Origin of the sequence: Actinokineospora sp. HUAS TT18, from assembly GCF_051364635.1 — a bacterium.
In the GTDB taxonomy this organism is placed as follows: Bacteria; Actinomycetota; Actinomycetes; order Mycobacteriales; family Pseudonocardiaceae; genus Actinokineospora.
The window spans coordinates 1-13492 of sequence record NZ_CP195645.1 but is presented as its reverse complement, the minus strand read 5'-3'; the positions used below and the strand labels follow the sequence as shown (position 1 = coordinate 13492).

The window sequence follows — 13492 nt, the reverse complement described above, 5'->3', positions numbered from 1 at the left end:
CGGTTGGTCCGTTCGCCACGCCGCGAACAGCCCTATTTCTCGACTCACGGGTGATTTCCGGCTAAACGATCATGCCTGCTCAGGGGCGTCTGGTACCGGGGCGCGGCTTCCCGGACAGCTTCCAGTCATGCTTCTCGCCCTCGGCCACAGCGAGTAGTTCCTCCGCGTGCGCGCGGCCCGTCTCCGTGGAATCCATGCCCGCCAGCATGCGGGCCAGCTCGATGACCCGGTTCGTGTCGTCCAGCGTGCGCACGTCGCTTCGGGTGACGCCGCCCGTGGCGCTCTTGTCGACGATCAGGTGCCGGTCGGCGAACGCGGCGACCTGGGCGAGGTGGGTGACGACGATGACCTGGTGGCTGCGCGAAAGCCGAGCCAGCCGCCGCCCGATCTCCACCGCCGCGCGGCCGCCCACGCCGGCGTCGACCTCGTCGAACACCAGCGTCGGCACCGGGTCGGAGTGGGCGAGCACGACCTCGATCGCCAGCATCACCCGCGACAGCTCACCGCCCGACGCGCCCTTGTGCACCGGCAGCGGCTGGGCGCCGTCGTGCGCGACCAGCAGCAGCTCGACGTCGTCCACGCCGTCGGTGCCCGCGTGCAGCAGCTCTCCAGCGACCTCCAGGGCCACCGGGTCGCCCGCGTCGGCCGGGCGGGGACGCACGGCGATCTGGATGCTGGCCTGGCCCATGGCGAGCCCGCTCAGCTCGTCGGTGACGGCCTTCGCCAGTTCCTCCGCTGCCTTGGAACGCGCAGCCGTCAGCGAGACGGCGATGCCCGCCAGCTGCTGAGCCAGCGCGGTCTTGCGCGCGGCAAGTTCGGCCAGCGCCTCTTCCGAGGTGTCCAGCCCGGCGAGCTTGTCGACCGCGTCGCGCGCCCAGGCGAGGACTCCGTCGACGTCGGCGGCGTACTTGCGGGTGATCACCTTGAGTTCGGCCTGCCGCGCGAGCACCTGCTCCAGCACGGCCGGGTCGGCGTCGAGCGAGTCCAGGTAGGCCGTCAGCTCGGAACCCACGTCGGTCAGCAGTACGGCGGCCTCGGCCAGCCGTGGCTCCAACTCGCGCAGCCGAGGGTCCTCGGCGCCCGCGAGCCTGCGCTGCGCCTCGCCGATCAGGCCGAGCGCGCCCGGCACGTCCGGATCGCCGTCCGGCGACCCCGACACCGCGTAGCTCGCGCCCGTGGCGGCCTCGCGAAGCTGGTCGGCGTCGGCGAGCCTGCGGGCCTGGTCGACCAGGTCGACGTCCTCGCCGGGCTTCGGGTCGACCGCGGTGATCTCCTCGACGCCCTGGCGCAGGATCTCGGCCTCGCGCGCCATCTCCTTGGCACGGCGGGTGCGGTCGGTCAGCTCCTCGGAGACGGAGATCCACTCGGCGCGGACGCGGTGGTAGTCGGTGAGGATCGCGCCGACGGCGTCGCCCGCGAACCGGTCGATCACCGCGCGCTGCTCGGCGGGGCGCAGCAGGCGCAGCTGGTCGTTCTGGCCGTGCACCGCGATCAACTGCTCGGCGAGATCCGACAGCACGCCGACCGGCACCGAGCGGCCACCGAGGTGGGCCCGGGAGCGGCCGTCGGTGTTGACCGTGCGCAGCGCGATCAGGCTGCCGTCGTCCTCCGGGTCGGCGCCCGCGTCGGCCGCGACCGTGGCCGCGGGGCCCGCCAAGCCCTCGAACCGGCCCTCCACCACGGCTTTCGTCTTGCCGCTGCGGATACGCGAGGCCTCGGCACGTCCACCGGACAGCAGGTGCAGGCCGGTGACGACCATGGTCTTGCCCGCGCCGGTCTCGCCGGTGACGACCGTGAACCCGGGGTGGAGCTCCAGCGTGGCCTCGTCGATCACGCCGAGGTCCTGGATACGCATCTCGGCTAGCACAACGCGCACCCTAGCGGCTCGACATGACAAACGGTCCTCACCGGGACCGCCAGCCCTGCACGGGAAGGTCGAACTTGTCGACAAGGCGGTCGGTGAACGGCTCGTCGCGCAGTCGGACCAGCCTGATCGGCAGCTTGCCGCCCGCGATCTCGATGCGCGACCCAGGCGGGATGTCGAACGTGCGGCGGCCGTCGCAGCACAGCACCGCGGGATGGCCCGCCGGGTCGACCTCGACGGCGACCACCGACCGCGGCGACACCGCCATCGGCCGGGAGAACATCGCGTGCGCGTTGCTGGGCACCACGAGCATCGCCTGCACGTCAGGCCACACGATCGGCCCGCCCGCCGAGTAGGCGTAGGCGGTCGAGCCCGTGGGGGTCGCGCAGAGCACGCCGTCGCAGCCGAACGACGACACCGGGCGGCCGTCGACCTCGATGCGGACGTCGAGGATGCGTTCGCGGCTGCTCTTCTCCACGCTGGCCTCGTTGAGCGCCCACGTGTCGGCCAGGACCTCGCCGTCGCGCTTGGCCACGACGTCGACCGTCATGCGTTCCTCGACGTGATAGCCCTGCTCGACCACAAGCGAGACGGTCTCCTCCAGCGCGTCGGACTCGGCCTCGGCGAGGAAGCCGACGCGGCCCAGGTTGACGCCCAGCACCGGAACACCCGCGGGCCGCGCCATCTCCGCGGCGCGCAGCAGCGTGCCGTCGCCGCCGAGGACGAACACCAGCTCCGTGCCGACCGCGGCCTCGGGGCCGAACGGGACGACCTGGCTGTAGCACGACGGGTCGAGGTCGGGCGCCTCGTCGTCCAGGACGCGCAGCCGCACCCCGGCCGAGTGGAACCAGCCAGCCACCTTCTCCGCGGTGCGCCGGTTCTCGGTGCGCCCGGTGTGCACGACCAGCAGGATCTCGCGGTCTGTCATTGGGGCCCTTCCTGGACGGCCGTCTCGACCAGTGCCGCCGCCTCGGACTCGGCCAGGGGGTCACCCCGGCGCAGCCAGGCGAAGAACTCGACGTTGCCGGACGGCCCGGGCAGCGGGCTCGCCACGACACCGTGCGCGCGCAGGCCGAGGTCGCCCGCCGTGCGCAGCACACCCAGGACAGCCTCGGCGCGCAGCGCGGGATCGCGCACGACTCCGCCGGAGCCCAGCCGTTCCTTGCCGACCTCGAACTGCGGCTTCACCATCGGCAGGAGGTCGGCGTCGGGGTTCGTGCAGCTCAGCAGCGCGGGCAGGACCAGGCCGAGGGAGATGAAGGACAGGTCGGCGACGACGAGGTCGACCGGCCCGTCGGTGTCGTCCTGGGTGAGGGCGCGGACGTTGGTCTTGTCGCGCACCAGCACCCGGTCGTCGGTCTGGAGGCGCCAGACCAGCAGGCCGCGCCCCACATCGGCGGCCACGACCTGGCGCGCGCCACGGCGCAGCAGGACATCGGTGAAGCCGCCGGTGGACGCGCCCGCGTCCAGACAGCGCTTGCCGTCGACGTCGATCTCGAACTTGTCGAGCGCGCCGATCAGCTTGTGCGCGCCGCGGGAGGCCCAGTTGGGGTCGTCTATGTCCTCGCGAACCACGACGGGCGCGTCGGATTCGACGGCGGTGGCGGGCTTGCCCGCGACGGTGCCGCGGACGGTGACGCGTCCATCGGCGATCAGTTGGGCGGCGTGGTCACGGGAGCGGGCCAGGCCTCGGCGCACCAGCTCCGCATCGAGCCGCGCCCGACGGGGCGGCACCGCTCAGACCTTGTCGATACTGGCGAGCGCCGCGGTGAGGGCGATGTGCACGGTGTCGAACCGGTCGACATGGTCGGCCACCGGGAGCCGATCGAGCCCGTCGAGCCCGGCCACCGCGTCGGCGATCGCCTCGTCGCTGACCGGCTGCGCCGCGGGCGGCGGCCCGGGAACCGGCCTGTTCGCGTCGAATTCCACCTGCACCCCTCCACGCTATCCGATCGTCCGCCCGCTGAGCCCCAACGCGCTCAACGCGACGTGCACGCCGTCGTCACCGGCGTGCACGTCGACCGGCCCTTCGGCGTTGGCCCAGTGGACCGCGCAGAGGGTGCGGAGGAGGTCGAGCGGGTCGCCGTCGCCGGTCGCGGTGAGGCCGTTTTCGCTGGTCACAGTCCAGCCGGGCTTCGCGGTGAGCTCCAACGCGGGCGCGGCGTCGGTGACACAGGACAGGTCGGTGGCGACGTAGGTCGGCCGTTCATGCGGGCGTGCGGCGAGCACGTCGGCCGGGGTCGCCACCCCGGTGAGGACGAGCAGCGAGTCGAGCTTCGCCGCCACCGCCCCCTCGATGTCAGTGTCGAGCCGATCCCCCACCACCAGCGGCCTAGCCGCGTCGGCCGAGCGAATCGACTCAGCCATGAGCGGCGTCGCGGGCTTCCCCGCCACCACCGGCTCCCGATCGGTGGCGACGCGCAGGGCGTGCACGAGGGAACCGTTGCCGGGCAGGAGACCGCGGTCGGTCGGCAGCGTCCGGTCGACGTTGCACGCCACCCACAGCGCCCCGCCGCGGATCGCGACACACGCTTCGGCGAGGTCGGCCCAGGCGGTCTTCGGGGAGAGCCCCTGGAGGACGGCACGGACAGCGGGCCCGGCGACGCGGACGACTTTCAGGCCGACGTTGACGACCTCATCAGCCAGCGCGTCGGACCCGATGACCAGCACCTCGTCACCGGGGCTGAGGCGCTCGGCCAGGACCGCCGCCCCGGCCTGACCACTGGTGCTCACCTCAGCGGCATCGGCCTTGATCCCCATCTCGGTGAGGTGCGCCGAGACGTCGCCCGGCGCCCGCGAGGCATTGTTCGTCACGAACCGCACCGCGACGTTGGAGTTACGGGCGGCGGTGACGGCGTACTCGGCGCCGGGGACGGGTTCGCCACCCCGGTAGACGGTGCCGTCCAGGTCGAGGAGGAGAGCGTCGTAGATGTCGAGCAGCCGGTCACTCATCAGTCAGCGCACTCCGGGATCTCGGCTTCGGTTGGACGGATTCGTACCAGCCGGGTCGACGAGGCCACCCAGCGGGCGACCCCCGATGTGATCCTCGTCCACCTCGACGACCGCATCAACGACATCGCGCGGATGAGGAACGCGATCGGACCATCGCGCGTCCTCGCAGCCGGACTACCACCACCGCTGCCACCGACATGCGCGGCGCCAGCGAAGCCGCACCGCCTTTGGGCAACGCGGCGCCCATCGACGGCTGACGCCAGCTTTGCGAGCACCGCAGCCACCGTCGGCAGCTGCGGAGCCAGTCGAGCTCGCCAGCGACAGCATCAGCGGCATCCGGCGCCAGCGGGCAAGCCTGCAACGCCGTTGGAGTCGCTGCCGCCCCTTGGCCGCCACCGTCGGTACGTGCGAGGCCGTCACTCAGCCGAGCTTGCCCGCTCCACCATCGACGGCACCGGCGCCTGCGGCCGAGACAACAGCACCACTGTTACCGCCGCACGTCGGCGGGTTGGCCGCTGCCGCTGCCGGTGCGCGCCAAGCCATCAATCAGCCGAGCTTGCCCGCACCGCCGTCGGCGGCCGGTGCGTCAGCACCGTCGCGCGCGTCCACGGAGTCGCCTGCGTCGGCGGCATCATCGCTGCTCGCCGCGTCGGTCGAGGTGTCGTCCGCCGGGGTGGCGTCGGTGTCGGAGGTGCCGCTGTTGTTGCTTGCGGTGCTCCCAGCCTCGCCCTCGCCGTCGCGGTCTTTGGCGCTGTCGGCGCTGTCGGCGCTGTCGGCGCTGTCGGCGCTGTCGGCGCTGTCGGCGGCATCATCCTCGGCGTGGACATCGCCCGGGGCCGCGGTGGCGGCGTCCTCGGTGTGTTCCGCGTCGGTGGGGTCGACCGCGGTGTCCTGGTTCTCGATGTCGACGGGGTCGGCGTCGTCTTCGATTTCCACTGTTTCGCCGGGGAGGGCGGAGGCGATTTCGGATTCGTCGGCGCCCAGGGCGAAAGCTCGCTCCGCGGCGTCGGTGTCTTCGTCGTCGTCAGCCTGGGCGGCGTTGAGGAACCAGCGGATGGCGTCGTCCGTACGGCCTGCGGCTTCCAGGTTGTCGGCGTAGGCGTAGAACAGGCGGGCGCTCCACGGGTCGCGGCGCTTCGGGTCCAGGTCGGGGCCCTGTAGGCCGACCACGGCTGCCTCCAGCTGCCCCATGTCGCGGCGGGCGCCCGCGCTGACGATGCGCAGTTCGACTGCGACATCGGCGGGGAGGTCGGAACCGGCCTCCTTGGCCAGTTCCAGTGCCCGCTCCGGCCTGCCGAGCGCGCGCTCGCAGTCGGCCATTACGGCGATGTGCTGGTTGCCGCCGCTCATGCGGCGGACGGCGCGCAGTTCCGAGAGGGCCTCGGCCCACTCGCCCGCGTGGTACGCGGTCAGGCCGGCGGCCTCACGCACGATCGCCACCCGAGCCGCACGCTCCCGCGCGAACCGGGCGTGCACGAGCGCGCGCTGCGGGTCCTCGTCGATGAGCATGCCCGCGGCCACCAGGTGCTTGCCGATCAGTTCCGCCAGCGACTTGGGCAGGCTCCGCAGCCCGGCCCGAGCCTCAGCGTCGAGCGCGGAGTAGTCGGCGCCCTCCGGAACCTGCGGGCCGTACTCGCCCTCTTCCCGACGGAACGGGCGGTCCGGGCGCTCAACGTCCTCAGTGGACTGAACGGCTACGACGGCCTCGTCGAGTTCCTCCGGCGCGGTGGCCGGGACGTCGCGGTCCTCCGTGCGAGGCTCACGTGCCTCGGCCGGACGGTAGGCGCCGCGGTCGCTCTTGCCGGTCGGCCGCCGGTCGCCGGATTCCTTGCCCGAGCGGAAGCCTCCCTCGGAGCGCGAGCCCCGGTCGTCGGCCCGGTAGCCAGTGGGGCGCGAGCCGCGATCATCAGACTTGCGGGCGGGACGCGAGTCCCGATCACCGGAGCGGGACGAGTCGCGGTCGTCGGGGCGGTAGCCGCCGGTACGCGGGCCTCGGTCGTCGCGGTCACCGGAACGGGCCGGGCGGGCGTCGCGGTCGTCGGACCGGCCGCCACCAGAGCGGTAGCCGCCACGAGTGTCGCTGGAACGGTCGCTCGAGCCGCCCGAACGGTAGCCGCCACGGGAATCGCTGGGGCGGTCCGAGCCGCCGGAGCGGTAACCGCCGCGGTCCGAACCGCCGCCACGGTAGCCGCCGCGCGAGTCGCTGGAACGCTCGGAGCTGCGGGAATCAGAGGAACGGTCAGAACCGCCGGGACGGTAGCCGCCGCGAGAATCACTTGAACGGTCCGAACCACCGCGCGAGTCACTCGAACCGCCGGAACGGTAACCACCACGGGAATCGCTCGAACGATCCGAACCACCGGAACGGTAACCACCACGGGAGTCACTCGAACCGCCAGAGCCGTAACCGCCGCGCGAATCGCTCGACCCGCCGGAGCGGTAACCACCGCGGGAATCGCTGGAACCGCCGGAACGGTAGCCGCCACGCGAATCGCTGGAACGGTCAGAACCACCAGAGCGGTAACCGCCACGGGAATCGGTCGAGCGATCCGAGCCGCCGGAACGGTAACCGCCACGGGAATCGCTGGAACGGTCAGAGCCGCCCGAGCGGTAACCACCGCGCGATTCGTTGGGGCGGTCCGTGTTCGAGCGGTAGCCGCCGCGGGTGTCGGTCGAGCGGTCCGAGTTGGGGCGGTAGCCGCCGCGGTCGCCGGTGGGGCGGGCGGAGCCGCGGTCGTCGCCGGTGTTGGGGCGGTAGCCACGGGAGTCGCTGGTGGGGCGGGGGCTTCGGGAATCGCGGTCGCCGGTGCCTCGGTAGCCGCCCCGGGTGTCGCGGTCCGGGCGGGGGCCTCGGGCGTCGCGGTCGGTTGGGTTGGGGCGGTAGCCGCCGCGGTCCTGAGAGGCGCCGCGGTGGGGGCGGCCCTCGCCGCCGCGGTCGTCCTTGCGCCAGACGGCGCCGGAGCCGCCGCGGGGGGCGTCGTCGCGGCGTGGTTTCCAGTCGCCGGACTGGCGGCGCTGGCCGCCCTGGTCACGGTCGCCGCGACCGGTTCCCGATCGACGGTCACCGCCTCGGCGGTCGCCGCCGCTGGAATCGTCCCGTCGCCCGAACTCCGACACCCTAATCCTCCTGCAAGCGGGTTGACCCGCGATGTACACCGATGACGCCAAAAGGGCTTGTGGATAGTGCACGCTTCAACGTGCACCTCCACAAGCCCCTTTGGGAATGATTGTCCGGCGGCGTCCTACTCTCCCACACCCTCACGAGTGCAGTACCATCGGCGCTGGCAGGCTTAGCTTCCGGGTTCGGGATGGGACCGGGCGTTTCCCTGCCGCTATGACCGCCGTAACACTATGAAACAGTAACCAGCGACCCCACGCTCAACCCCAAAAGTTGGGGGTGTGTGGGGGTGGTTGGTGTCTCAGACACCGCACAGTGGATGCGTAGCATGTTTGTAGCAAGCCCTCGGCCTATTAGTACCGGTCAACTCCACCCATTACTGGGCTTCCATTTCCGGCCTATCAACCCAGTGGTCTGCTGGGGGCCTTAACCCCTCAAAGGGGGTGGGAGACCTCATCTTGGAACGAGCTTCCCGCTTAGATGCCTTCAGCGGTTATCCCTTCCGAACGTAGCCAACCAGCCGTGCCCCTGGCGGGACAACTGGCACACCAGAGGTTCGTCCGTCCCGGTCCTCTCGTACTAGGGACAGCCTTCCTCAAGTCTCCTGCGCGCGCGGCGGATAGGGACCGAACTGTCTCACGACGTTCTAAACCCAGCTCGCGTACCGCTTTAATGGGCGAACAGCCCAACCCTTGGGACCTACTCCAGCCCCAGGATGCGACGAGCCGACATCGAGGTGCCAAACCATGCCGTCGATATGGACTCTTGGGCAAGATCAGCCTGTTATCCCCGGGGTACCTTTTATCCGTTGAGCGACGCCGCTTCCACCAGCCAGCGCCGGATCACTAGTCCCGACTTTCGTCCCTGCTCGACATGTCTGTCTCACAGTCAAGCTCCCTTGTGCACTTGCACTCGACACCTGATTGCCAACCAGGCTGAGGGAACCTTTGGGCGCCTCCGTTACCCTTTGGGAGGCAACCGCCCCAGTTAAACTACCCACCAGGCACTGTCCCTGAACCGGATCACGGTCCGAAGTTAGACACTCAGTACGATCAGAGTGGTATTTCAAGATTGACTCCACCCACACTGGCGTGCGAGCTTCACAGTCTCCCACCTATCCTACACAAACCGAACCAAGCACCAATACCAAGCTATAGTAAAGGTCCCGGGGTCTTTCCGTCCTGCCGCGCGTAACGAGCATCTTTACTCGTAGTGCAATTTCGCCGGGCCTATGGTTGAGACAGTCGAGAAGTCGTTACGCCATTCGTGCAGGTCGGAACTTACCCGACAAGGAATTTCGCTACCTTAGGATGGTTATAGTTACCACCGCCGTTTACTGGCGCTTAAATTCTCAGCTTCGCGCCGAAGCGCTAACCGGTCCTCTTAACGTTCCAGCACCGGGCAGGCGTCAGTCCGTATACATCGTCTTGCGACTTCGCACGGACCTGTGTTTTTAGTAAACAGTCGCTTCTCGCTGGTCTCTGCGGCCACCTGACCCTAGCCCGCAAAGGGCTTCAAGTCCTGTGGCCCCCCTTCTCCCGAAGTTACGGGGGCATTTTGCCGAGTTCCTTAACCATAGTTCACCCGATCGCCTTGGTATTCTCTACCTGACCACCTGTGTCGGTTTGGGGTACGGGCCGCGTGGAAACTCACTAGAGGCTTTTCTCGGCAGCATGGGATCACTCTACTTCGCCTCATTCGGCTATGCATCACGTCTCAGCCTATATGTGACACGGATTTGCCTATGTCACGGCCTACACGCTTACACCACACACCAACTGGTGGCGGAGCTACCCTCCTGCGTCACCCCATCGTTTGGCTACTACCAGCTCAGATCCCGCGCATCCCCCACTCAGTCCGAAGACCTCATGGCTTCTGGGCGGTTAGTATCACTGGCCTCACCAGGGACGCGTCCACACGGGTACGGGAATATCAACCCGTTGTCCATCGACTACGCCTGTCGGCCTCGCCTTAGGTCCCGACTTACCCTGGGCGGATTAGCCTGGCCCAGGAACCCTTGGTCATCCGGCGGAAGAGTTTCTCACTCTTCTTTCGCTACTCATGCCTGCATTCTCACTCGCGCAGCCTCCACGACTGGATCACTCCGCCGCTTCGATGGCTGCACGACGCTCCCCTACCCATCCACACCACTGCCCACCCGAAGGCGGGGATGTATTGTGTGAATGACACAGCTTCGGCGGTGCGCTTAAGCCCCGCTACATTGTCGGCGCAGGACCACTTGACCAGTGAGCTATTACGCACTCTTTCAAGGGTGGCTGCTTCTAAGCCAACCTCCTGGTTGTCTGGGCGACCCCACATCCTTTCCCACTTAGCGCACACTTAGGGGCCTTAGCTGGTGTTCTGGGCTGTTTCCCTCTCGACTACGAACCTTATCGCCCGCAGTCTCACTGCCGCACTCTCACACACCGGTATTCGGAGTTTGGTTGATTTCGGTAAGCTTGTGGGCCCCCTAGACCATCCAGTGCTCTACCCCCGGCGTGAAACATGCGACGCTGCACCTAAATGCATTTCGGGGAGAACCAGCTATCACGGAGTTTGATTGGCCTTTCACCCCTACCCACAGCTCATCCCCCAGGTTTTCAACCCTGGTGGGTTCGGGCCTCCACGACGTCTTACCGTCGCTTCACCCTGGCCATGGGTAGATCACTCCGCTTCGGGTCTAGACCACGCGACTCAAGCGCCCTATTCAGACTCGCTTTCGCTACGGCTACCCCACACGGGTTAACCTCGCCACGCAGCACTAACTCGCAGGCTCATTCTTCAAAAGGCACGCCATCACCCCGAAAGGCTCTGACGGCTTGTAGGCACACGGTTTCAGGTACTCTTTCACTCCCCTCCCGGGGTACTTTTCATCTTTCCCTCACGGTACTAGTCCGCTATCGGTCATCAGGAAGTATTTAGGCTTAGCGGGTGGTCCCGCCAGATTCACAGCAAATTCCACGAGCTCGCTGCTACTTGGGAACACCATCGGGAGACACTGAGTTTTCGCGTACGGGACTCTCACCCACTACGGTCACGCTTTCCAGACATGTTCCGCTAACAACAGTGTTTTCTAACTCCCCGACCATCCGGCAGAATGATCTGATAGGTCCCACGACCCCGCATACGCAACCCCTGCCGGGTATCACACGTACACGGTTTAGCCTCATCCGCTTTCGCTCGCCACTACTCACGGAATCACGGTTGTTTTCTCTTCCTACGGGTACTGAGATGTTTCACTTCCCCGCGTTCCCTCCACACACCCTATAGATTCAGGTGCGGGTGACACCACATGACTGATGCCGGGTTTCCCCATTCGGACATCCTCGGATCTCAGCTCGGTTGACAGCTCCCCGAGGCTTATCGCAGCCTCCTACGTCCTTCATCGGCTCCTGATGCCTAGACATCCACCGTATGCCCTTAAAATCTTGCTACAAAGATGCTCGCATCCACTGTGCAGTTCTCAAACACCAACCAGGTAAACCACCCGCATCCCTGGAAACACCAGCACCACCAACGTGGCCGATGTATCTCCGCGGCTGGCCCTGAATGAGTGCAACACCCCAACGGGTGTTGTCTCAGGACCCAACAGTGTGCCGACACACATCCACTCCACAACCCCATCGACTGACGTTCCACGCGAAGATCCGAAGACCTTGCAGTACTAGCCGCATCGACGGCGCCGCGAGTCTCAGCTCGTCCAGTAGTTCCACAGCATATGAGCAACCACCCACCGGGCATTCGCCGGCGGCCTGGCCCTCCCACACCAACCCCGAGGGGCTGGCGGGTCAGATGCTCCTTAGAAAGGAGGTGATCCAGCCGCACCTTCCGGTACGGCTACCTTGTTACGACTTCGTCCCAATCGCCAGTCCCACCTTCGACCACTCCCTCCCTTGCGGGTTGGGCCATGGGCTTCGGGTGTTACCGACTTTCGTGACGTGACGGGCGGTGTGTACAAGGCCCGGGAACGTATTCACCGCAGCGTTGCTGATCTGCGATTACTAGCGACTCCGACTTCACGGGGTCGAGTTGCAGACCCCGATCCGAACTGAGACCGGCTTTAAGGGATTCGCTCCACCTCACGGTCTCGCAGCCCTCTGTACCGGCCATTGTAGCATGTGTGAAGCCCTAGACATAAGGGGCATGATGACTTGACGTCATCCCCACCTTCCTCCGAGTTGACCCCGGCAGTCTCCTATGAGTCCCCGCCATTACGCGCTGGCAACATAGAACGAGGGTTGCGCTCGTTGCGGGACTTAACCCAACATCTCACGACACGAGCTGACGACAGCCATGCACCACCTGTGAACCAGCCACAAGGGGGCCTACATCTCTGCAGGTTTCCAGTCCATGTCAAGCCTAGGTAAGGTTCTTCGCGTTGCATCGAATTAATCCACATGCTCCGCCGCTTGTGCGGGCCCCCGTCAATTCCTTTGAGTTTTAGCCTTGCGGCCGTACTCCCCAGGCGGGGTGCTTAATGCGTTAGCTACGGCACGGAGAACGTGGAATGTTCCCCACACCTAGCACCCACCGTTTACGGCGTGGACTACCAGGGTATCTAATCCTGTTCGCTCCCCACGCTTTCGCTCCTCAGCGTCAGTATCGGCCCAGAGACCCGCCTTCGCCACCGGTGTTCCTCCTGATATCTGCGCATTTCACCGCTACACCAGGAATTCCAGTCTCCCCTACCGAACTCAAGTCTGCCCGTATCGATCGCAGGCCCAGGGTTAAGCCCCAGGTTTTCACGACCGACGCAACAAACCGCCTACGAGCTCTTTACGCCCAATAATTCCGGACAACGCTCGCACCCTACGTATTACCGCGGCTGCTGGCACGTAGTTAGCCGGTGCTTCTTCTGCAGGTACCGTCACTTGCGCTTCGTCCCTGCTGAAAGAGGTTTACAACCCGAAGGCCGTCATCCCTCACGCGGCGTCGCTGCATCAGGCTTTCGCCCATTGTGCAATATTCCCCACTGCTGCCTCCCGTAGGAGTCTGGGCCGTGTCTCAGTCCCAGTGTGGCCGGTCGCCCTCTCAGGCCGGCTACCCGTCGTCGCCTTGGTAGGCCACTACCCCACCAACAAGCTGATAGGCCGCGGGTTCATCCTGCACCGCCGGAACTTTCCACCACAACACATGCGTGAAGTGGTCATATCCGGTATTAGACCCAGTTTCCCGGGCTTATCCCAGAGTGCAGGGCAGATTACCCACGTGTTACTCACCCGTTCGCCGCTCGTGTACCCCGAAGGGCCTTACCGCTCGACTTGCATGTGTTAAGCACGCCGCCAGCGTTCGTCCTGAGCCAGGATCAAACTCTCCAATAATGTTTCAGAGTGTTCTCTGCCTGACAAAAAGACACCAAAACTGGCATCAATTCATCTCAAAGGAACCCACAAAGGGGTTCAATCATTTAAGCTCTACTGGCTTAAATCGGCACACTGTTGAGTTCTCAAACAACACACGCACATCTTGGATCAGCCACACTTGGAGGCTTCAACTAGAGGCTTTGGGTTGGCCACCGCTCGTTCCGGTTTTCCCGGCCCGTTCCGCGCTGACTTGGA

Annotated in this window: 6 protein-coding genes and 3 rRNA genes; all 9 read right to left on the bottom strand. The window is 66.4% G+C overall.

The features are described from left to right. Positions 1–79: 79 nt before the first annotated feature. Positions 80–1855, bottom strand: coding sequence for a DNA repair protein RecN (recN, locus tag ACSHT8_RS00045; RefSeq protein WP_436496427.1), 1776 nt, complete (start codon positions 1853–1855; stop codon positions 80–82). 49 nt (positions 1856–1904) lie between these two features. Then, the gene (locus ACSHT8_RS00040) at positions 1905–2792 is read right to left on the bottom strand and encodes an NAD kinase (protein WP_436496425.1); all 888 of its coding nucleotides are present in this window, start codon (positions 2790–2792) and stop codon (positions 1905–1907) included. After that, a complete protein-coding gene (locus ACSHT8_RS00035) occupies positions 2789–3598 on the bottom strand; it encodes a TlyA family RNA methyltransferase (protein ID WP_436496423.1) in 810 nt (269 codons plus the stop codon). The genes ACSHT8_RS00040 and ACSHT8_RS00035 overlap by 4 nt, the downstream gene beginning before the upstream one ends. A gap of 3 nt (positions 3599–3601) precedes the next feature. Continuing rightward, on the bottom strand, positions 3602–3799 hold the full coding sequence (locus tag ACSHT8_RS00030; protein WP_436496421.1) for a hypothetical protein: 198 nt from the start codon (positions 3797–3799) through the stop codon (positions 3602–3604). A gap of 9 nt (positions 3800–3808) precedes the next feature. Beyond that, positions 3809–4816 carry an HAD-IIA family hydrolase gene (locus tag ACSHT8_RS00025; protein ID WP_436496419.1) on the bottom strand — a complete coding sequence of 336 codons (1008 nt, stop codon included), beginning with the start codon at positions 4814–4816 and terminating at the stop codon, positions 3809–3811. 546 nt (positions 4817–5362) lie between these two features. Beyond that, entirely contained in the window at positions 5363–7933 is a 2571-nt protein-coding gene (locus tag ACSHT8_RS00020; protein ID WP_436496417.1) for a hypothetical protein, read from the bottom strand. Positions 7934–8045: 112 nt separating this feature from the next. After that, positions 8046–8162, bottom strand: a 5S ribosomal RNA gene (gene rrf / locus ACSHT8_RS00015). A gap of 105 nt (positions 8163–8267) precedes the next feature. Next, a 23S ribosomal RNA gene (locus ACSHT8_RS00010) occupies positions 8268–11368 on the bottom strand. A gap of 369 nt (positions 11369–11737) precedes the next feature. Beyond that, positions 11738–13255, bottom strand: a 16S ribosomal RNA gene (locus ACSHT8_RS00005). Together the 16S, 23S and 5S rRNA genes form the textbook arrangement of a ribosomal RNA operon. Positions 13256–13492 lie beyond the last annotated feature (237 nt).